This is a genomic window from [Actinomadura] parvosata subsp. kistnae (assembly GCF_900323885.1).
Taxonomy (GTDB): Bacteria; Actinomycetota; Actinomycetes; order Streptosporangiales; family Streptosporangiaceae; genus Nonomuraea; species Nonomuraea composti.
The window spans coordinates 146,464-166,592 of the sequence record NZ_OOHJ01000003.1; the positions used below are offsets into that span (position 1 = coordinate 146,464).

The following is a 20,129-nucleotide window of genomic DNA, read 5'->3' on the forward strand; positions in this document are numbered from 1 at the left end:
AACCGCCGGCGACGGGATGCGCTCATGAGTTCCCTTTCGAAAGCAGGCGCGCCTCGTTCTCCTGGAAGAAGCGCTGGCAGAGCCACGTGTTGAGGTAGATCCACGCGCCGAAGCTGAACAGCGGCGCCAGGAGGGGCAGCGCCGTGGTGGCGTAGGCGATGGCGGAGAGCGCTAGCAGCAGGATCACGGTCGAGGCCGGACGCAGCAGCGCTAGCTGCGCCGCCTTGGGCCAGTAGGCCCAGGGCGGCAGGTCGTAGTGCGCGTAGAGCGGCCCTACGTGAGCCCCCACCCCCGCCAGCAGGATGAGCGCCACGAAGCTCGCGATCCGCGGCACCCCGTAGCCAGGCCCCAGGGCGGAGAAGTAGAGGTAGTTGCCGACCAGCACGACGGCGACGAGCACCGCCGGCAGGACCAGCAACGAGGCCCGGACGAACTCCCGTCGGTAGACGGTCCAGAATTCGCGCCAAACCTGAAACGTTTCATTCCGGGCATGCCTCCGAGCCAGGGTGTAGGCGGCCACGGTAGCGGGCCCGAGCCCGAGAATCACGCCTCCCGCGAGGGTGAACACGAGCCAGACCAGGTTCAGGCGAACCGCCCAGATGACCTCTGAGCAGGCAGCTTGAATCCTGAACGACATGGCGGGATGGTTCATCCGGCACCACCTTCTCGTGGCATGTGCACGGATACGGGGGTGGAGTATTGCACCGTGGTTCCTGCCCAGTTACAAGCGAGTGAACGGCGGTTGGTGCGAAATTAGTGTTGAATCGACTCAAAGTCAATGACGAGATACCCGCAGATTTGCGTACTCTCCGATCAGCGGAGCCATCTGCCGGAACCCGATCTTGCCTCCTGCCAGGGCAGGACCGCCGATCACCCCCTCATCCCGCCAGCGGAACGAGACCAAATCGTTGATTGAGAACGTCACCACGCCCCCCTTGACGTCGATCCGCATCGCGTAGGGCCCGTCGGCGTCCATCACCCCCGGCAACGGATCCGGCCCCTGCGCCACCAGGTGGAAGCCGTGACTCTTGCGCAGGTTGCACGTGTGCAGGGCCCGCTCCTGGGGCCACATGCGGCGAAAATAGGAGACGTGGTAGGCGTCGATGTCGCCGTGGTGATACTGCTCGTAGGGGCCGCTACGCGGAGCCAGGGCGGGATCGAACAGATCCTCCCCTGATCGTCCTCGTGCATGGAAGAACATGATCGCCAGCCCCGGCTCCCTGACCGGCCAGAAGTCCCACTCCACCCGCACGTCCTCCGGAAAGTCCTCCGGACACCAGAGCACGACGTTGGCCGCCTGCCCATCGGACAGCGGCCGCAGACTCTCCAACCTGAGCCTGCCCTGCGGAAACGACATCACCCCATCCCCCTCCATTCGGAAGGCGACCAGGTCTTGGGGGGTGGCGAGGGGGTTGGTGTAGAGGGTGTCCATGGGGGCCTTTCTCGAGCGGTTGGGGGCGGTACGGAACGCGCGACGCGCTAGCGGGCAAGACAAGGGGCTACGCCGCGCAGCCCAGCACCAGGTGCCCTGGGACTGTGTGCGTGAGCGCCCCGGGACCGTGTGCGTGAGCGCCGCATGCATCAGCGCCGCGCACACCAGCACCGCATGCATCAGCGCCGCGCACACCAGCACCGCGTGCGCCAGCACCGCGCACGCTGGCACGGCGGAGCCGCGCGCGAAGCCCAGCATCGCGAAGGCGGGCGTCGACCTGCGGCTTCACGCTCTGGCGCGCCGCGTCGGCGGGACGGTGTGCGACGGGCCCGGCGCACTCGTACGGCGGCAAGCGAGCGTGCGACAAGTGCGGCAAGTACGGCAAGGCGAACGCGCCGAGCCGAGCGTGCGCAGACGAACGCGCCGAGCCGACGTGCACCGGCGAACGCGCCAAGCCGGCGTGCACCGGCGAGGGCGTGAAGCCGAGCACGCCAAGCCGAACGTGCACAGGCGAGCGCGCGGAGGCCCGTCGGCGCGGATCCGAGCGCACAAAACTCCCACCGCACGCAGTCCCCCCACCGCGCGCAGCCCCACCACGAGAAACCGAACCGCGCAAGAAGCCACCGCACAAAACCCACCCCCCAGCAAAGGGGGCAGACCAAAGAAGAAGGGCCAGGTTCAGGAGTCGCGTCGCAGGGCGCTGGATTCCCGGATCACCAGGTCAGGCTGGAAGATGACCTGCCGGTGCCGATGCTGTTCAGGCTCGGCCACCTCCTCCAGCAAGAGCTCGATGGCCGTCCGCCCCAGCAGTTCCCGAGGCTGCCGTACGGACGACAGGGGCACGGCCGCGGCGGCGGCGAAGTCGATGTCGTCGTACCCGATGATGGCGAGGTCCTCGGGCACGCGCAGCCCGTGGGAGGCCATGGCTTGTAAGAAGCCGAGTGCCATCATGTCGTTGGCGCAGAAGGCGGCGGTGGGCCGTTCGTCGGGGGGCTGGGCGGCGACGCGTTCGCCGATGGCGCGGCCTTCGGCGACGGTGAGGGTGGGTGCGCTGCTGGTGAGCAGTTCGACGGCGCCGTCGGCGGCGGCGACGGCGCTGGTGACGCCGGCGTGCCGGTCGGCGACTTGTTTGATGGACATGGGCCCGCCGACGAACATGATGCGCCGGTGGCCGCGTTCGATGAGGTGGGCGCCGGCGATCTGGCCGCCGAGCCGGTCGTCGACGGCGACGGAGCATTGGAGGCCGGTGGCGGGGCTGTCGACGAGCACGACGGGGGTGCCGCGGGCGATGAGTTCCTCCACCCAGGGGCTTTCCGTCTCGACGGGGGTGATCAGTATGCCCATGACGCGCTGCTGTTCGAGCTGGTCGAGGTGGCGGCGCTCGCGGCCGGTGTCGCCGGCGCTGTTGCAGAGCACCACCATGGAGTCGTGGTCGTCGGCGACGGATTCGGCGCCTTGGGCGACGTCCACGAAGAACGGGTTGGAGACGTCGAGCACGACGAGCCCGACGGTTCTGCTGCGGCCCACCCGCAGGTGGCGGGCCACCTCGTTGCGGACGAAGCCTAGTTTTTTGATCGCTTCGAAGACGCGTTCGCGTGTGGCGGGGGACACGATCTCCGGGCGGTTGAGTACATTGCTCACCGTCCCCACCGAGACGCGCGCCAGCTGCGCGACCTCCTTGATGTTCCTGGTCGCCATCGATCCTCACGAGGCCGTGCCGCTGAAAGTACGGAAGCCAGACTGATAGAGCGCAGGAACCCCCTGCGTACGACGAACCGCCAACTGCGGTTCACCGCGGCTCATCATAGCGGCAATCAAGATTGTTTTGAATCGTCTCAAAGACTCGGGGTGGTCACGCTCCGGCAGGTGTGGCGGCGCTGGCCTTCATGCCGTCGAGCATGAGGCGCAGGTACCGGCCCGGGTCGGCGGCCACCGGGGCGGGGAGCTTGTCGGGGTGACAGGTGAAGACGTTCAGCAGGTGGAGCAGGTCGTCCACGCCGACGTCGGGCCGCATGGAGCCTTCGGCCTGCGCGCGCCGTACGAGCTCGGCGAGCTGCGCCACCCACTCGTCCCGGATCCGCGCGAACTCGGCCCGCTCCACGATGACCTCCTCGGGCAGCACGGCCAGCGCGGTGGACAGCGCGGCGCGGCCCGGCGCGGCGGCCCAGGAGACGAAGTCCCAGATGGCGCTCCAGGCGTCGGCGGAGGTGCGGGAGGCGGTGTCGAGCGCCTGCGCCATCGTGTGGATGTAGTGGTCGCCGACGGCGGCGATCAGCGCGTCGCGGTCGGGGAAGCGGCGGTAGAGCGTGCCGACGCCGACGCCGGCGCGCTTGGCGATGGCCTCCATGGGGGCGTTGACGCCGCGCTCGGCGACGACTTCCGCCGCCGCCGCGACGATCTTGCCGAGGTTCCGTCTGGCATCAGCGCGCACGTACGACTCCAAGTGGACGATCCGATTCCGCTTAGGATACCGTCCAGGCAACCGGAATCCAAGATTCCACTTATCGGGAGGGATCCCCATGATCGTGATCACCGGCGCCACCGGGAACATCGGCCGCGCGCTCGCCGCGCGGCTGCACGGCCACGACCCGCTCGCCGTCGTCCGCCGCCCCGCCGACGACCTCCAGAGCCGGTACGCGATCGCCGACTTCGATCGCCCCGAGACCATCGGCGACCTGCTCTCCCCCGGCGACCGCCTCTTCCTCAACAGCGGCATCTGGCCCGGCTTCGTGGCCGCGCACCGCGCCGTCATCGACCTCGCCGCCAAGGCCGGGGTCGCGCAGATCGTCGCGGTGTCGGTACGCGGCGCCGCCCCCGGCCGCCGGCTCGCCATGGGTCTGCACGGCCTGGTCGACGCCCACCTGGAGGAGTCCGGCGTCCCGTACGCGATCCTGCGGCCCAGCGGTTTCATGCAGACCCTGCCGCGTGACTTCCGCGACGGCACCATGTACGGCGCGTACGGCTCCGCCGGCGTCAACTACATCGACACCCGCGACATCGCCGACGTGGCCGCCGCCCTCCTGACCGCCCCGGTCGGGCCGGGACGCGTGTACGAGCTCACCGGCCCGCCGTCCCTGTCGCACGACGGCATCGCCGCCGAGATCGGCAAGGCCCTGGGCCGCAAGGCCCGGTACGTCAACCTGTCCGTCCCCGAGATGGCCGCCCATCTGGTGCGCCAGGGCATCCCGCAACCGTTCGCGGGCGAGCTGGCCGCCCTCCAGGCGGAGACCGGCGACGGGAGCTGGGAGGCGACCACGACGGTGGTGGCGGAGCTGACCGGCCACGCGCCCCGCTCCTGGCAGGAGTTCCTGACCGACCACCGGCACCTGTTCGCATGAACGCGGAACGGCTCAGCCGGAGGGGTCGATCACGCGCACGCGTACCGCTCTGAACAGGGCGGGCGTGTCACGCAGCACCGCCAGCCGCGGGTCCGGCACCACCAGGAACGGCTCCGCCTCCAGCGCCAGCAGCGGCGCCAGCCGCCGATCCGGCCGCAGCGCGTCCATGGCCCGGCGGTCGCCGCCGAGCACGACCGCGTCCAGCTCCCCCAGGTACGGCGTCAGCACCCGCACCGCCGTCCCCACCGCGTCGTCGAACACCTGCGCCGCCTGGTTCCTGCGCCGCCTGGCGAAGCGCTGCTGCGACCAGCCGCCCGCCGCCGTGCGCCCCTGCACCAGCCGCGACCCCACCTTGGACGCCACCAGCGTGCCACCGTGGAAGACCCCCGCCGCGTACCCGCCGAGCCGCACCAGGAACACCCCGACCCGCCGCTCGCGCCCGGCGTGCGCGACGAGCCGGGTCACGTGCGGCGGCCCGGGCGGCGTCATGGGCGGGAACGGCACGTGCAGCTCGGCCACCGCGCCGTCGCCGGCCTGCAGCCGCACGACCCGCTCGTCCCCGCTCGCCGAGAACGGCCCGTGCCGCGCGGCGAACCCGTCGATCCACGGGTGCAGGCGCTCCGGCGGCACGGTGACCCACCGCCCGCCGCCCCTCGCCGGACGCGCGCTCATGCCCCGCAGGCTAGCGGACGCCCGCCCGCCCCTCTCACACGGCAACCGGAGCACCCGCCCCGCCGCCCACCGCACTCATACGCACCCCGAGCACCCGCCCCGCCGCCCGCCGCACTCATACGCACCCCGAGCGGACGCCCCGCCCGCCCCACTCATGCAGACGCCCCAGAGCGGACGCCCCACCCCACCCCCATCGGAACCAAAGCGGAAATGTCGGTTAATTCTGTTTCGCGGCCCTTCTGGTGCGCCTGTGACTGGAGCACGATCTGTACGTGTCCTCCCTGCTCACCAGTCCCCTGGTGGATCTCGACACCGGGGCCGTCATCGCGCACCCCGCCATCGTGGACGCCACCGGCGTCCTGCGGGCCGCGCCGTTGCCCATGGTGCTCGAACTGCCGGTGCGGGTGGTGCTGTCGGGCGCGGGCGCGCTGGCGCCGCTGCACGAGGCGCTGAGGAGGGCGGGCAGGCATCCGCGCGAGGCGATCCTGCTGCTCACTGGACCGTGCCAGGAGCAGGACAGGCCGCTGCTCAAGGTCGGGCTCGACGGCCTGCGCACGATCGGGTACCTGCTCGGGTTCGCGGACGTGGGCGCCGCGGGCGCGGCCCTGGACCTGGTCACCGACTGCTCGCCGTACCTGCTGGCCCTCGGCGCGGACGTGGTGGCGCGCATCCCCGGCGACCACCGCGCCACGGCGGTGGCGCGGGCGGTGGTGACGCTGGCGCGCGGCATCGGCGCGCACGTCATGGCGCCGGGCGTGGAGCGCGAGGCGCAGGCGGCGACGGCGCGCGGGCTGGGCGTGCGGCTCGCGCACGGCCCGCTGCTCGCGCCGGGCCCCGACGGCAAGGTACGGGTGCCGCTGCCGATCGCCGACGACTCCCCCGGCACGGTCATGCTCGGCCCCCGCGTGCAGGAGCTGCTGCTGCCGGCCGTGACGCTGCCGGCGGAGGCGAAGGCGGAGGAGGCGGTGGCGGCGTTCGGGCACGAGCCGACGATCACCAGCGTGATCCTCGTGGACGAGTACCAGCGCCCCAAGGGCAGCCTGGACCGCAGCCGGTTCCTGCTGTCGTTCGCGGCCCGCTACGGGCACGCGCTGCACGGCTCGAAGCCGGCGCAGCGGCTGGCCGACCCGCCCCGTACGGTGCCGCGCACGACCCCGGCCATCGCCGCCATGCAGGCCGCCGGCCGGGACGCGGCCCGCGTCTACGACGACCTGGTGGTCACCGACGAGCTGAACCGCTGCCTCGGCATCGTCCGCGTCTCGGACCTGATCAGGCAGGTCGCCGCGATCAGGGGCTGAGTCAGGGCAGGCCGCCTTTACGTTGTAGATCCGTTCCGACTCAGGAATGGACATCGGACGGGCCGGACAAGGCGGCCGAGAGGCGGGCCGTGAGCTTCGCGAGCGCGGCACGCAGTTCCGGGCCGCCCTCAACGGAGAACGAGAACGGTATGGTCGGCAGCCACTCCTGCGCGTACATCGCGGGATTGCTCGTGCTGCCGATGAGCACGCAGCCGTCACCCGACGGTTCGAGCCGCCCCATGGGCGGCCGGATCCAGGGCGCCACCTCCGCGAGGGGCGCGTCGAAGACGACCCGGGTGGCGTACTCCCACCCCGTGCCCAGGTTCTCCTCCAGCGCCGCCACCGGGTCGAGGCCGGCGGGCGGCCGGAAGGAGCGGGCGCCGCGCCGGACCTCGCGGACGCGGTCGATCCGGTACGTGCGGACGGCCCGCGCGCGGTGGGAGAAGCACAGCAGGTACCAGCGCCCGTGGCGGACGACGACCGCCCACGGGTCCACCTCGGCCTCCCACTCGTTGCCGGACTCGCTGCGGTAGGCGACCACCACGCGCCGCCGCTCCGCCACGGCGGCCACGAGCGTGCTGGTGGTGGCGGGATCCGGGCGGGCCGACAACCGGTCGGGCGTCGCCGCGGCGTGCTCGCGCAGCACCGCCGCCTGCCGTCCGACGCTCTCGGGCAGGGCCCGGATGACCTTGTCCAGGGCGGCGGCGACGTCGGCGTCCGCGGGCCGGCCGGCGAGGACCGCCATGACCAGGCCGAGCGCCTCGGGCTCCGTGAACGCCACCGGGGGCAGCCGGGTCCCGCGCCCGAGCCGGTACCCGCCGTAGGGGCCGCGCACCGACTCGACGGGGATGCCCGCCTCGCGCAGGATCGCGACGTACCGGCGGGCGGCCCGCTCCGTGACGCCCAGACCGGCGGAGAGCTCGCCGGCCGTCACGCCGGGGCGGGTGCGGAGGATCTCCATGGCGCGCAGGGCCCGCGCGGTGGGGCTGAGGTCGGTCGGCACACGTGCACGTTAGAGGCTCGCGCGCTGAACAGGAAGCAGAACGTCCGGAATGGGGCTTAGGGTCCGTGGCCAGGACCTCACCCGAACGTTCCGAAAGAAGAGACACCTGCTCATGGACATCCTGCTCATCCCCGGCCTGTGGCTCGACGCCTCCGCGTGGGACGACGTCGTCCCGGCGATCGAGGCGCTCGGCCACCGCCCGGTGCCGGTCAGCCTGCCGCTGCACGCCTCGGCCACCCTCGACGACCAGGTGGCGGCCGTGCTCGCCGCCGTGGACGCGGCCTCGGGAGAGCCCATGGTGGTGGGGCACTCCGCCGCCGCCACCCTGGCCTGGCTGGCCGCCGACGCGCGCCCGGATCGGATCGCCAGGGTCGCGTTCGTCGGCGGCTTCCCGGCCACGGACGGGCGCGCCTACGCCGACTTCTTCGAGGTGCGCGACGGCGTCATGCCGTTCCCCGGCTGGGAGCCGTTCGAGGGGCCGGACTCCGCCGACCTCGACGAGCGGGCCCGCCACGACTTCGCGGCAGCGGCGATCCCCGTCCCCGCGGGGGTGGTGCAGGGTGTGGTACGCCTGACGGACGAGCGCCGCTTCGACGTCCCCGTCCTCGTCGTGTGTCCAGAGTTCACCCCGGCCGAGGCTCAGGAGTGGATCGCCGCCGGTGACGTGCCCGAGCTGGCGAAGGTCAAGCACCTCGACCTCGTGGACCTCGATTCCGGTCACTGGCCGATGTTCACCCGGCCGGCCGAGCTCGCCCGCCTCCTGGCCCCGTGACCCGCCACTTCCCGGCGCCGCTTCGCCCTGTTATGGTGCTCAACACTGTTCAACTCAACAGTGTTCAACCAGGAAGAAGCGATGGACTCAACCAGAAACACCGTGCGGGCGCCGGTGCGGGAGGCGGCAGGGCGACCGCACGCTGACGTCACGGCGACCGACGATCCGGCCGTGGAGACGACGCGGGCCGCCATCGCCCGCGTCGCCGCCCGGCAGTTCCTGGAGGCCGGGTACGGGCCGACCACCATGCGCGGCATCGCCGCCGAGCTCGGCATCGACCCGTCGCTGGTGATCCATCACTTCAAGTCGAAGGAGAACCTGCTGCTGTCGATCCTGGGGCCGACGCCGACGGTCCTGGACGCGCTGGACGGGCCACGCGAGACCCTCGGCCGGCGGATCCTGGAGGCGCTCCTGGTGAGCGTGGGCGAGGGGAGCCTGCGCTTCTTCGCCATCCTGACGCAGGTGTCGGACAGCGAGGCCGTGCGGGCGCGCCTGCGGGAGGTGTTCGACGAGGCGCTCATCGGGCCGTTGCGGGCGCGCCTGCCGCATCCCGACGCGGACCTGCGCGCCCGGCTCGCCGCCGCCGCCCTGCGCGGGCTGCTGTACTCGATCGCGATCGTCGAGGACGACGCGCTGACCGCGGACGGGATGCCGGCCCTGATCGACCGGTACGCGCCCGCCGTGCAGGCCCTCCTCGACTGATCCTCGCCTGAACGCCACCCCTCACGACAGGAGAGCACGATGTCCGATCTCATCGACCGGTCGACCGGCTTCCCCGCGCCGCCGACCGTCAGCGAGCAGGCCAGGCAATGGCTCGCCATGCGCGTCACCCGGGCCCCTTACCCGCCCGCCGGCGACACGGCCGCGTGGCTCGCGCTCGCCGAGCAGACCAACGCCTACATCGTGCAGCGCCTCACGGCGATGCCCGTGTCGGCCTCCGCCGAGGCACGGACGATGGCGGGAGTGACCGTCTGGGTCGCGGGCGAGGACGAGGAAGGCCCGCTCTACCTCGACTTCCACGGCGGAGCGCTGCTGTTCGGAGGCGGTGAGGCCGCCCGCGCCAACACCGCGGTCACCGCCACGACGGTCGGGATGGCCACCTGGGGCGTGGACTACCGCATGCCCCCGCTGCACCCGTACCCCGCCGCGCTGGACGACGCCGTCGCCGTCTACCGCGCGGCCCTGGAGCGGCGCGAGCCACGCGACCTCTACGTCGGAGGCGCCTCGGCCGGCGGCAACATCGCCGCCGCCCTCCTGCTCAGGGCCCGCGACGAGGGGCTGCCGATGCCCGCCGCCCTGCTGCTGAACAGCCCGGAGGTCGACCTCACCGAATCCGGCGACAGCTTCCGCACCAACGCCGGCGTGGACACGTTCCTCGGCAGCCTCAAGGAGGCCAACGAGCTGTACGCCGCCGGCGCCGACCTCGCCCACCCGTACCTGTCGCCGCTGTTCGGCGACCTGAGCGGCTTCCCTCCCACCTACCTCCAGACCGGAACCCGTGACCTGTTCCTGTCCAACGCCGTCCTCATGCACCGCAAGCTGCGCCTGGCCGGCGTGGAGGCGGAGCTGCACGTCGGCGAGGCGATGCCGCACGGCGGGCTCGGCGGGGCGCCCGAGGACCGCGAGCTGCTCGCCGAGCAGCGCCGCTTCCTCGACAAGCACGCCGGACGCTGACAGCGGGCCGTCCGGGAGGACGCCGGGCACCCCCAGGCGGGGTAGGAAGCAGGCATGCTGAACAGACGGGCCCTGCTCGGCGCCGGGCTGCTGGCCGGAGTGACCGGATGCACCGCCGGATCTCCCGCGCCCCGGAGCTTCGACCCCGCCGACTGGGCGTCGGTGCGCGCCCAGTTCGCGCTCGATCCCGCGTACGCGCAGTTCGCCGCGTTCGTGCTGGCCCCGGCGCCGGCGCCGGTCCGGGAGGCGATCAGGAGGCACCGCGACGCGCTGGACGCCGACCCCGAGTACACCCCGCCCGGCGGCGCCGAGCCCGACCGGCAGGTACGCGAGGCCGCCGCCCGCTATCTGGGCGCCGAGCCGGGCCAGGTCGCGCTGACCGACAGCACCACGATGGGCCTGGCGCTGCTCTACTCCGGCCTCGTCCTGCGCCCCGGCCAGGACGTGCTGACCACCGAGCACGACTTCCTCGCCACCCACGAGGGCCTGCGGCTGCTGGCCGCGCGCACGGGCGCGAAGGTGCGCAGGGTCAAGCTGTACGACGACCCGGCCGCGGCCTCCGCCGGCCGCATGGTGGAAGCGGTCAAGGCCGGTCTCGGCCCCCGCACCCGCGTGGTGGCGCTGACCTGGGTGCACTCCAGCACCGGGGTACGCGTGCCGGTCCGCGCCATCGCCGACATGCTGGCCGAGGCGAACCGGGGCCGCGCCGAGCACGACCGGGCGCTGCTGTGCGTGGACGGCGTGCACGGGTTCGGCGCGATGGGCGGCACCATGGCGGACCTGGGCTGCGACTTCCTGGCCAGCGGCACCCACAAGTGGCTGTTCGGGCCGCGCGGCACCGGCATCGTGTGGGGCCGCGCCTGGGACGCGCTGGCCCCCATCGTGCCCAGCTTCAGCCAGGCCGCCTTCGCCGCCTGGCAGGACGGCGGCTCCCCCGGCGCGACGACGGCCGAGCTGGTCACGCCGGGCGGCTACAAGGCGTTCGAGCACCGGTGGGCGATGCCGCAGGCGTTCGCGTTCATGACGGCGATCGGCGCGGACCGGGTGCGGGCCCGCACGCAGGAGCTGGCCGGCCGCCTCAAGGCGGGCCTGGCCGAGCTTCCGCACGTCACGCTCGCCACCCCGCGCTCCCCCGGCCTGTCGGCGGGGCTGGTGTGCTGCTCGGTGGCCGGCGTGGAGCCGTTCGAGGCGGTGGAGCGGCTGCGGGAGCGCAAGGTGGTCGCGAGCGTGACCCCGTACCGGCCCTCGCTGCTGCGCTTCGGCACGAGCATCGTGACCGGCCCCGAGCAGGTGGATCAGGCGATCAAGGCGATGGAGGGGCTGAGGTGACGGACTGGGAGCAGCCGTACGGGCCGCTGATCGGCACCAGCGTGCGCGTGCTGACCTGGAACGTGTGGGGCGAGCACGGCCCGTACGCCGAGCGGGCCGGGCGCATCGAGAAGGTGGTGCGGGACCTGTCGCCCGACGTGGTGGCGTTACAGGAGTGGGCCGGCCAGCGGCTCGGTTACGAGCACGTGGCGGCGCTGCCCGCCGACGCGCCGGTCACCGTGTTGTCCCGCTGGCCGATCGTGCGGCAGGAGGACCGGCTACTGCCGGCGGAACGGGGCGGGGTGTTGCCCGGGCGCGCGCTGTTCTGCGAGCTGGACGGGCCGCGCGGGCCGTTGCAGGTGTTCAGCGTGATGATCGGCGCCTACCGGCTGGGCGACTCGCAGGCCCGGCAGGAGCAGGTGCGGGCACTGGCCGCGTTCGTGGCGGAGGCGGCCTCGCGGCGGCATCCGGCGCTGGTGTGCGGCGACTTCAACGCGCCGCCCGACAGCGACGAGCTGCGCATGCTGACCGGGCGCAGCGCGGTGCCGGTGCCGGGGCTGGTCTTCTACGACGCGTGGGAGGTGGCCGGCGGCGGCGGGCCCGGCCACACCTGGAGCAACGCCAACCCGTGGGCCCGGCCGGGCCTGTATCCGGACCGGCGCTTCGACTACGTGCTCAGCGCCTGGCCGAGGGCGGGCGGCGCGGGGCATCCGGTGCGCTGCGAGGTGGTGGGCGACGGCCCGGAGCCCGGCTCCGACCACTACGGCGTGCTGGCCGAGCTGCGCTACTGAGCTGCACCCTGGCACGGTGCGCGATACCGGGTTGCCCAGCTATACCCAGCCCTGCGCCTTCGCGCGGCGCACCGCCTCGATGCGGTTGCGGGCGTGCGTCTTCTGGATGGCCGAGGACAGGTAGTTGCGGACCGTGCCCTCCGACAGGTGCAGGGCCGCCGCGATGTCGCCGATCGTGGCGCCGTCGGCCGCGGCGGCCAGCACGTCGCGTTCGCGGCCCGACAGCGGGTTGGGGCCCGCGCTCAGCGCCGCCGCGGCCAGCGTCGGGTCGATGACCCGCTCCCCCGCGTGCACCCGCCGGATGGCCGCCGCCAGCTCCCTGGCCGGGCTGTCCTTGACGAGGAACGCCACCGCCCCGGCCTCCATCGCCGTGCGCAGGTAGCCGGGCCGGCCGAACGTGGTCAGGATCATCACCCGGCACCGCGGCACCCGGGCGGTGATGCTCGCGCAGGCGGCGAGCCCGTCGGTGCCGGGCATCTCGATGTCGAGCAGCGCCACGTCGGGGCGGGTGGCGGTCGCCACGGTGAGCGCCTCGTCGCCGTTCGCGGCCTCGCCGACGACCTCGATGTCGGGTTCGAGGCTCAGCAGGGAGGCCAGCGCGCCGCGTACCATGCCCTGGTCCTCCGCCAGGATGACCCTGATCACGCGGGCACCCGCACGCTCAGCCGGTGGCCGCCGGTGGTGGGGCCGGCCGTGACCGTGCCGCCCGCGCCGGTCACCCGCTCGGTGAGCCCGCGCAGCCCGCTGCCCTGCTCGTACGGCCCCGCGCCGCCGCTCCCGTCGTCCACGATCTCAAGGATGGCGGTGCCGTCCTCGTACGTCATCCTGATCTCGCACCGCGTGGCGCGCGCGTGGCGGACGACGTTGGTGGTGCCCTCGCGCACGCCCCAGCCGAGCAGGCCGTCGAGCGGCTCGGGCAGCGGCGTGCCGGCCAGCCGCACCTCGGCGTGCACGCCGGCGGCCCGCAGCACCGCCCTGGCGTTGTCGAGCTCCTCCTCCAGGCTGCGCCGCCGGTAGCCGGTGACGGCCTCGCGCACCTCGACGAGGGCCTTCCTGGCGACGGTCTCGATGTCGCCGATCTCCTTGCGCAGCTGCGGCGACTGCTCGGCCAGCCGCCCGGCCAGCTCGCTCTTGAGCACGATCAGCGACAGGCTGTGGCCGAGCAGGTCGTGCAGGTCGCGGGCGATGCGCAGCCGCTCTTCGGTGGCCGCCAGCCGGGCCACCTCGTCTTGGGCCAGGCGCAGCCGGATGCTCATCGCCCTGCTGTTGCGGATGCTGATGAACAGCACGCCGAGCGTCACCACCTGGAGGGCCAGCACGATGAGGCCGGCGGCGTCGTTGCCGTGGGCCACGCCGGCGGCGATGACGACGATCAGGGTGAGGACGATGGCCCACAGCGCCCCCAGGGCAGGGAGCGTGAACCCGTACAGCACGACCGTGTAGACCGGCAGCGACAGCCAGGCCCCGCCGAACACCGCCGCGGCGGCCACCCCGAGCGCGGTGGTGAGCGCGAGCAGCGGGTAGGTCCGGCTGCTGTGCTCGGTCATGCTCTTGGGGCTGAGCACCGTGGCCAGGAAGGAGGCGACGTACGCGGCCAGCGTCGCCCCCGCCCAGACGGCCCGGGCGCCGGTGATCTCGCCGGTCACGATCTCCGCGACGGGAAAGACCAGGTAGACCAGCCCGACCGAGATGCCGGCCAGCCGCCGCCTGGGGGAGCCGGTCTCGTTGAAGCTGATCCGGTCGGCGAAGCTCATACGCGTACGGTAGCCCGCCGGTACAGCACCGCCGCCGCCCCGCCCAGCACGACCGCCCAGGCGAGCACGACGAGCACGTCCGGCATGGCCGGGCCGTGGCCGCCCGCCAGGCTCCAGCCGATGCTCGCGTAGTGGTAGGACGGGGTCAGCTCGGCGACGGCCTTCATGCCGGAGCCGAACAGCTCGGGCGGGAACCACATGCCGCCCGCGATGGTGAGGGCGAACATGCAGATCATCGTGGCCGGCTGGGCGGCCTCGGCGGACAGCGCCGAGCCGAGCGCGAGCCCGAGCGCGACGAACGGCACGACGCCCAGCCACAGGGCCACCAGCAGCTCCGCCCACCGCTCCGGCGGCAGCGACACGCCCTGCTGCACGATCGCGACCAGCCCCACGAGCAGCAGCGAGGGCAGCACGAGCGCCATCGAGCTGCCGAGCTTGGCGGCGACGACGGCCCACGAGGGCAGCGGGGTGATCTGGATCTGGCGCAGCCAGCCGGTCTGCCGCTCGGTGGCCAGCGGCACGGCCGAGCTCATCATGGACGCGGCCAGCGCCCCGTAGGCGGCCATCGACACCATGAGCACGACGTTGTAGCCGACGCCGGACCCGTCGCTCCGGCTGCCGTAGATGTTGGCGTTGATGAGGTAGAGCAGGACGGGGAAGGCGACGACGAAGATGAGGTAGCGCCGGTTGCGCAGCGTGCGCAGGGCCTCGGCCCTGGCGAAGGTGAGCAGCATCAGGACTCCCGGGTGAGCCGCAGGAAGGCGGCCTCGAGGTCGGCGGAGGAAAGGCGCAGGTCGCGCACGTCGAGCGTGGTGCCGCGGTAGAGGCCGGCGAGGGTGGCGTCGGCGTCGGTGGTGTGCAGGACGGCGGCGCCGTCGGTGATCTCCACGGCGGTGACGCCGGGCAGCCGGTCGAGCCCGGCGGCGGGCTGGGCGCCGAGGGAGAAGCTGACGGTCTGGCCGCCCGCGTCGGCCTTGATCTGGTCGGCGGTGCCGTCGGCGGCCAGGCGGCCCCTGGCGATGACGATCACCCGGTCGGAGTGCTCGTCGGCCTCCTCCAAGTAGTGGGTGGCGAACAGGACGGTCCGGCCGCCCGCCGCGTAGTCGTGCATGGCGGCCCAGAAGCGCAGCCTGGACTCGACGTCCATGGCGGCGGTCGGCTCGTCGAGCAGCAGGACGCGCGGGGCGCCGGCGACGGCGAGGGCGAACCTGACCCGCTGGGCCTGCCCGCCGGACAGCCTGCTCGCCCGCCGCCCGGCGATGGCGGTCAGGTCGGCCATGGCGAGGATGTCGTCGAGGGCGAGGGGGCGCGGGTAGAGGCCGCGTACGAGGTCGACGGTCTCTTTGACGGTCAGCTCGGGGATGAGCGCGCCGTCCTGGAGCATCGCGCCCATCTCGCCGGCGGCGACCGCCTGCGCCGGGGCCCGCCCGTGGACGGTGATCGTGCCCCGGCTGGGCTTGAGCAGGCCGAGCAGCAGGTTGATGGAGGTGGATTTGCCCGCCCCGTTGGGGCCGAGCAGGGCCACGGTGGTGCCGGGCTCGATGGTGAGGGAGAGGTCGTCGACGGCGAGCACGTCCCCGTAGTGCTTGCTGACGTGGTCGAACACGATGCCGTTCATGTGCGGAACGCTACGGGCCGGCTCCGGCGCGGCGGCAGTGCGTTCCCTCCGGTCTTGGCGGTGACATTTGTCAGATGACGCGGCTCACCCGTCCGGTGTCGAGGCTGTAGCAGGCGCCGATGACGGTGGCGCTGCCGCGAAGGAGGGGGTCGGCTCGCAGGTGCGCGACGGTGCGGCGGATGTGGGCGTGCACCATGGGCGCGACCCGGCCGCCTGAGGTGGCGTAGGCGGGCTGCAGGGCGGCGACGACGGCGGGCAGCTCGCCGGGCAGGGTGACCTGCGCGCGTAAGGCGCGGGCCGCCGCCGTGACGGCGCCGCAGCGCTGGTGGCCCAGGACGACGACGAGGCCGGCCCGCAGGTCCAGCGGGCCGAACTGGACGGCGGCCGTGACGAGCGGGTCGAGGGTGTGGGCTGCGGTGCGGACCACGAGCAGGTCGCCGAGGCCGACGTCGAAGACGACTTCGGGCGGCACCCGGGAGTCGATGCACGACAGCACCACCGCCCTGGGCCGCTGGCCGGCGGCGACCTGCCTGCGGCGGCGCGGGTCCTGGCGCGGGCGGAAGGACTCGCCCGCCGCCCAGCGCCGGTTGCCCTGCTCCAGTAAGGACCACGTCTGCCTGGCCGAACCACGCCAGGCGACCGCTTCGTCACGCACGGTACGGGTATGCCCGCCGGCCCGGTGGGCTACCGGTGGCCTGGCGGGCAGACCTCACAGGCGGCAGGCGTAGATGTCGGTGACCAGGATGGCCCTTGCGCCGATGTCCCAGAGCTGATCCATCACCTGCTGGTGGTTCTTGCGCCGGACCATGGCCCGCACGGCGACCCAGCCCTCGCGGTGCAGCGGCGAGACCGTGGGGCCCTCCATGCCGGGCGTCAGCGCGATGGCCTCCTCGATGCGCTCGGCGCGGATGTCGTAGTCCATCATGACGAAGTCGCGGGCCTGCACGACGCCCTGGAAGCGGCGGACGAGCTGGTCGACGCCGGGGGTGTCGGGCGCGCTCTGCCGCTTGATCAGCACGGCCTCCGACTTCATGATCGGGTCGCCGAACACCTCGAGGCCGACGTTGCGCAGCGTGGTGCCGGTCTCGACGACGTCGGCCACGGCGTCGGCCACGCCGAGCCTGATGGCCGTCTCCACGGCCCCGTCGAGCTTGATCACGCGGGCGTCGACGCCCTGGTCGGACAGGTATTTGTCGAGCAGGCCCGCGTAGGAGGTGGCGATGCGCCGGCCGTCGAGGTCGTGCACCGACGACATGGTGCCGGCCGCGGCGGCCAGCCGGAAGGTGGAGGCGCCGAAGCCGAGCGGCATGATCTCCTCGACCGCCGCGCCGGAGTCGATCAGCATGTCTCTGCCGGTGATGCCCACGTCGAGGGTGCCCTCCCCGACGTAGACGGCGATGTCGCGGGGCCGCAGGAAGAACAGCTCCCAGCCGTTGGCGTCGTCGACGACGACGAGCTCCTTGCTGTCTCTGCGGGACCGGTAGCCGGCCTCCTTGAGCATCGCTTGGGCGGCCTCGCTGAGCGAGCCCTTGTTGGGTACTGCCAGACGCAGCATGTCTTCAGGTCCTTACGTGTGGTCTGCCTTCCGCTGTCTCCTGGTGGCGGGCGCCGCGCGGCGCCCTAGAGATGCTTGTAGACCTGGTCGAGGCCGATGCCCTTGGCGATCATCAGCACCTGCACGTGGTAGAGGAGCTGCGAGATCTCCTCGGCGGCCCTGTCGTCTGACTCGTACTCGGCGGCCATCCAGCTCTCGGCGGCCTCCTCGACGACCTTCTTGCCGATGGCATGGACGCCGGCGTCGAGCGCGGCCACGGTGCCCGAGCCCGCGGGCCGGGTGGTGGCCTTCTCTGACAGCTCGGCGAACAGCTCTTCGAAGGTCTTCATGGTCTCTCTCGTCGGTCGGATGACGTGCCTGTTAAGCCTAGTCTGCGTCATGGGGTGGCGCCGCCCCGCGTCCGCCACGCGAGACGGCTCACCCTCGCTTCAGGATCCCAGCGCCTTCTTCGCCCTGGCCACCCGCTCCATGGCGTGCGCGGACTCCCCGCCCTCATGCCCGTTGTACGGGTACACCCGGATGTCCTTCTCCCCCGCGTAGTGGTTGTAGGCGGCGAACACCGTGGACGGCGGCGTGATGCCGTCCTGCAGCCCCACGGAGAACAGCGCGGGCGTGCGCGCCCGTGCGGCGAAGTTCACCCCGTCGAAGTAGGCCAGTGTCTCGAAGACCCGCTCCACCTGGTCCTTGAACGCCCGGCAGTAGGCGGCGAGCTCCGCGTACGGATGCTCCGGCGTGATCTGCGTGGCGTGCCTGATGTGGCACATGAACGGCACGTCCAGCAACGCGCACGCCAGGTCGGGCACCAGCGCCGACACCGCCAGCGCGATCGCGCCGCCCTGGCTGGCGCCGCCGACCGCGACCGCGCCGATCCCGGGATGCGCCCTGGCGGCGTCGACCGCGCGCACGGCGTCGGTGTAGAGCCGCCGGTAGTAGTAGGCGTGCGGGTCGTGGATGCCGCTGGTCATCACGCCGGGCGTCTGCGGCCCCGTGCCCGGGTACGGGTCGGCGGTGTCGCCGCGCCGCCACCCGCCGGCGCCCTGGCCCCGGCTGTCCATGGCGAACACGGCGTACCCGACGCTCGGCCACAGCAGCCAGTCGATCGGCAGCCCGCGCCCGCCGCCGTACCCCTGGTACTCGATCACGCACGGCACGGGCCCGCTCGCCTGGCGCGGCAGCAGCAGCCAGCCCTTGATCGGATGCCCGCCGAATCCGGCGAACGTCACGTCGAACACGTCGGCCACGGTGAGGTCGGTCGGGACGGGGGTGAGCTCGAGCGCCAGGTCGTGGGCGCGGGCCTCGGCGAGCGTGCGCTGCCAGAAGGCGTCGAAGTCGGCGGGCTCGACCCGGTCGGGGAGGTATTCGCGCAGTTGCGGCAGGGGCAGGTCGACGAACATGAGGGCTCCTTACGGGGGGCGCGGTGCTCGTCCACGGTACGCGGGCCGGGGCCCCGCAGCGGGAGCGAGGGTCGCTGAACCGGGAAAGCCGACCAATCGGATGCGCTGAATCGTGCCAAAACCGCATCTCCACACCTCACAGCGGTGCCGGTCAGAGCGCCGTGAAACTTACATGACTCGGAGTTGTCACTTACCCGTTTAAGTGATGAGATCCGCAGAAAAGGCGGCGACAGATCGGATGGCTCTTCATGCGACGTACGACGGCGGCATGCGGCACGGTCCTGCTCGCACTCCTGGCCGCGGCCTGCGCCACGAGCGGCCAGGCCCCCACCCGGCAGGCGGACCGTGACGCCCCCGCGACCCTGTCCTTCTGGTCCACCGGCGGCGACGACGAGACCGCGATCTTCCAGAAGGCGGCCGACCTCTACCACCGCGAGCATCCCAACGTCACGATCAAGGTGCAGACCCTGTCGTGGGACGACGCGTACGCCAAGCTCCTGGCGGCGGCCACCAGCCGCAGCGGCCCCGACGTCATCTCCGGCGGCATGACCTGGACCATCCAGTTCGGCGCCAGGGGCGCCATGGTCGACCTGCGCCAGCACGGCCTCGACGCGCTCAAGGCGCAGGCGCAGCCCGCGCAGTGGGAGTCGGCGACCTCCCCCGACGGCTCGGTGTACGGCGTGCCGCTCGACATGTCCACGCTCGCCCTCTACTACCGCACCGACCTGCTGGCCAAGGCCGGGCTCGACGCCCCGCCCAAGACGTGGGACGAGCTGACCGCGGCCATCGGCAGGCTCAAGGCGGCCGGCGTCGACAAGCCCTACAGCCAGGACTGGGGCAACCTCGACTGGATCGGCTACTTCAACTACCTCTACCAGGCCGGCGGCACGTTCTACACGCCCGACTGCAAGCCCTCGCTCGACACCCCGCAGGCCGAGCGGGCGCTGACGTACTGGGTCAAGCTCTACCGCGAGCACGGGGCGCCGACGGCCAGCGTCGAGGCGTCCGACGCGCTCGACACCGGCACCGCGCTGGTGGTGGGCGGCAACTGGATCGCCAAGGGCATCGACGTCAACAAGCCGAAGCTGAAGGGCAAGTGGGCGATGACCACGCTGCCCGCCGGCCCCGCCGGGCCGACCACGTTCATCGGCGGCCGGGCGATCGGCGTGACCTCCTTCAGCGAGCACGCCGCCACGGGCGCCGACTTCGTCAGGTTCATGTACAGCGACCAGGCCATCGCCGCGATCGTGGAGGAGGCCAGGAAGCGCAACCTGCCCTACATCCCGCCGCGCCCCGACAAGGTGGTGGACTCCTCGTCGTTCACGCCCGACCAGGCCAGGGTGTTCGAGCGGGCGTTCCGCACCGGCAAGGCCGCGCCCGGCTGCCCCGGCTGGGACGAGAGCGCGCCCGACGTCTCCAAGCACCTGCAGTCGGCCATCCTCGGCAAGGCGGACGTCAAGACCGCGCTGGCCGAGGCCGCCAAGGTGATGGCCCGCAACGCCGGCTGACAGGAGCCCCAC

22 protein-coding genes are annotated in these 20,129 nt (G+C 72.6%); 8 read left to right on the plus strand and 14 right to left on the minus strand.

The features are described from left to right. Positions 1–22: 22 nt before the first annotated feature. The 4 genes from KIS93_RS01135 to KIS93_RS01150 form a co-directional block, all read right to left on the minus strand. Entirely contained in the window at positions 23–652 is a 630-nt protein-coding gene (locus tag KIS93_RS01135; RefSeq protein WP_080037131.1) for a YesL family protein, read from the minus strand. A 123-nt stretch (positions 653–775) separates the two neighbouring features. Then, complete coding sequence (locus KIS93_RS01140) at positions 776–1,432, minus strand: DUF1961 family protein (RefSeq protein WP_080046523.1); 657 nt, start codon at positions 1,430–1,432, stop codon at positions 776–778. Positions 1,433–2,110: 678 nt separating this feature from the next. Beyond that, complete coding sequence (locus KIS93_RS01145) at positions 2,111–3,130, minus strand: LacI family DNA-binding transcriptional regulator (protein WP_080037130.1); 1,020 nt, start codon at positions 3,128–3,130, stop codon at positions 2,111–2,113. A 154-nt stretch (positions 3,131–3,284) separates the two neighbouring features. Next, positions 3,285–3,863: a TetR/AcrR family transcriptional regulator gene (locus KIS93_RS01150; protein ID WP_080046522.1), complete on the minus strand. Its 579-nt coding sequence runs from the start codon at positions 3,861–3,863 to the stop codon at positions 3,285–3,287. Between the two features lie 88 nt (positions 3,864–3,951). On the opposite strand from KIS93_RS01150, the gene KIS93_RS01155 reads away from it, so the two are divergent. Next, the gene (locus KIS93_RS01155; protein WP_080037129.1) at positions 3,952–4,770 is read left to right on the plus strand and encodes an NAD(P)H-binding protein; all 819 of its coding nucleotides are present in this window, start codon (positions 3,952–3,954) and stop codon (positions 4,768–4,770) included. A gap of 12 nt (positions 4,771–4,782) precedes the next feature. Here KIS93_RS01155 and KIS93_RS01160 read toward each other — a convergent pair whose 3' ends face one another. Continuing rightward, positions 4,783–5,442 carry an acVLRF1 family peptidyl-tRNA hydrolase gene (locus tag KIS93_RS01160; protein ID WP_080037128.1) on the minus strand — a complete coding sequence of 220 codons (660 nt, stop codon included), beginning with the start codon at positions 5,440–5,442 and terminating at the stop codon, positions 4,783–4,785. A 272-nt stretch (positions 5,443–5,714) separates the two neighbouring features. Between KIS93_RS01160 and KIS93_RS01165 the strand changes: the two genes are divergently transcribed. Then, a complete protein-coding gene (locus KIS93_RS01165) occupies positions 5,715–6,740 on the plus strand; it encodes an EAL domain-containing protein (protein WP_080037127.1) in 1,026 nt (341 codons plus the stop codon). A 40-nt stretch (positions 6,741–6,780) separates the two neighbouring features. Here KIS93_RS01165 and KIS93_RS01170 read toward each other — a convergent pair whose 3' ends face one another. Next, positions 6,781–7,743, minus strand: a complete 963-nt coding sequence (locus KIS93_RS01170) for a helix-turn-helix transcriptional regulator (protein WP_080037126.1) — start codon at positions 7,741–7,743, stop codon at positions 6,781–6,783. Positions 7,744–7,855: 112 nt separating this feature from the next. Between KIS93_RS01170 and KIS93_RS01175 the strand changes: the two genes are divergently transcribed. From KIS93_RS01175 to KIS93_RS01195, 5 genes are all read left to right on the plus strand, one after another. Continuing rightward, positions 7,856–8,515 carry an alpha/beta fold hydrolase gene (locus KIS93_RS01175; protein ID WP_080037125.1) on the plus strand — a complete coding sequence of 220 codons (660 nt, stop codon included), beginning with the start codon at positions 7,856–7,858 and terminating at the stop codon, positions 8,513–8,515. Between the two features lie 81 nt (positions 8,516–8,596). After that, positions 8,597–9,217 (plus strand): TetR/AcrR family transcriptional regulator, encoded by a 621-nt coding sequence (locus KIS93_RS01180; protein WP_080037124.1) that lies wholly within the window; start codon positions 8,597–8,599, stop codon positions 9,215–9,217. A gap of 39 nt (positions 9,218–9,256) precedes the next feature. Continuing rightward, a complete protein-coding gene (locus tag KIS93_RS01185) occupies positions 9,257–10,189 on the plus strand; it encodes an alpha/beta hydrolase (protein WP_080037123.1) in 933 nt (310 codons plus the stop codon). Between the two features lie 54 nt (positions 10,190–10,243). Then, on the plus strand, positions 10,244–11,518 hold the full coding sequence (locus KIS93_RS01190; protein WP_080037122.1) for an aminotransferase class V-fold PLP-dependent enzyme: 1,275 nt from the start codon (positions 10,244–10,246) through the stop codon (positions 11,516–11,518). Beyond that, the gene (locus KIS93_RS01195; protein WP_080037121.1) at positions 11,515–12,288 is read left to right on the plus strand and encodes an endonuclease/exonuclease/phosphatase family protein; all 774 of its coding nucleotides are present in this window, start codon (positions 11,515–11,517) and stop codon (positions 12,286–12,288) included. The genes KIS93_RS01190 and KIS93_RS01195 overlap by 4 nt, the downstream gene beginning before the upstream one ends. Before the next feature lie 39 nt (positions 12,289–12,327). On the opposite strand, the gene KIS93_RS01200 is transcribed toward KIS93_RS01195, so the two are convergent. From KIS93_RS01200 to KIS93_RS01235, 8 genes are all read right to left on the minus strand, one after another. Continuing rightward, positions 12,328–12,933, minus strand: coding sequence for a response regulator transcription factor (locus KIS93_RS01200; protein ID WP_080037120.1), 606 nt, complete (start codon positions 12,931–12,933; stop codon positions 12,328–12,330). Then, a complete protein-coding gene (locus KIS93_RS01205; protein ID WP_080037119.1) occupies positions 12,930–14,042 on the minus strand; it encodes a sensor histidine kinase in 1,113 nt (370 codons plus the stop codon). The genes KIS93_RS01200 and KIS93_RS01205 overlap by 4 nt, the downstream gene beginning before the upstream one ends. Continuing rightward, positions 14,039–14,776, minus strand: coding sequence for an ABC transporter permease (locus KIS93_RS01210; RefSeq protein ID WP_080037118.1), 738 nt, complete (start codon positions 14,774–14,776; stop codon positions 14,039–14,041). Before KIS93_RS01210 ends, KIS93_RS01205 begins: the two co-directional genes overlap by 4 nt. Continuing rightward, positions 14,776–15,660 carry an ABC transporter ATP-binding protein gene (locus KIS93_RS67200; protein ID WP_080037117.1) on the minus strand — a complete coding sequence of 295 codons (885 nt, stop codon included), beginning with the start codon at positions 15,658–15,660 and terminating at the stop codon, positions 14,776–14,778. The genes KIS93_RS01210 and KIS93_RS67200 overlap by 1 nt, the downstream gene beginning before the upstream one ends. Positions 15,661–15,730: 70 nt before the next feature. Beyond that, the gene (locus KIS93_RS01220; protein WP_222107161.1) at positions 15,731–16,315 is read right to left on the minus strand and encodes a carbonic anhydrase; all 585 of its coding nucleotides are present in this window, start codon (positions 16,313–16,315) and stop codon (positions 15,731–15,733) included. Between the two features lie 54 nt (positions 16,316–16,369). Beyond that, positions 16,370–17,215: an ATP phosphoribosyltransferase gene (gene hisG / locus KIS93_RS01225; protein WP_080037116.1), complete on the minus strand. Its 846-nt coding sequence runs from the start codon at positions 17,213–17,215 to the stop codon at positions 16,370–16,372. 65 nt (positions 17,216–17,280) lie between these two features. Next, positions 17,281–17,544, minus strand: coding sequence for a phosphoribosyl-ATP diphosphatase (locus KIS93_RS01230; RefSeq protein ID WP_080037115.1), 264 nt, complete (start codon positions 17,542–17,544; stop codon positions 17,281–17,283). A gap of 99 nt (positions 17,545–17,643) precedes the next feature. After that, entirely contained in the window at positions 17,644–18,609 is a 966-nt protein-coding gene (locus tag KIS93_RS01235) for an acetylxylan esterase (protein WP_080037114.1), read from the minus strand. A gap of 248 nt (positions 18,610–18,857) precedes the next feature. Here KIS93_RS01235 and KIS93_RS01240 point away from each other — a divergent pair, with 248 nt between their 5' ends. Continuing rightward, the gene (locus KIS93_RS01240; RefSeq protein WP_080037113.1) at positions 18,858–20,117 is read left to right on the plus strand and encodes an extracellular solute-binding protein; all 1,260 of its coding nucleotides are present in this window, start codon (positions 18,858–18,860) and stop codon (positions 20,115–20,117) included. The last annotated feature ends 12 nt before the right edge of the window (positions 20,118–20,129 follow it).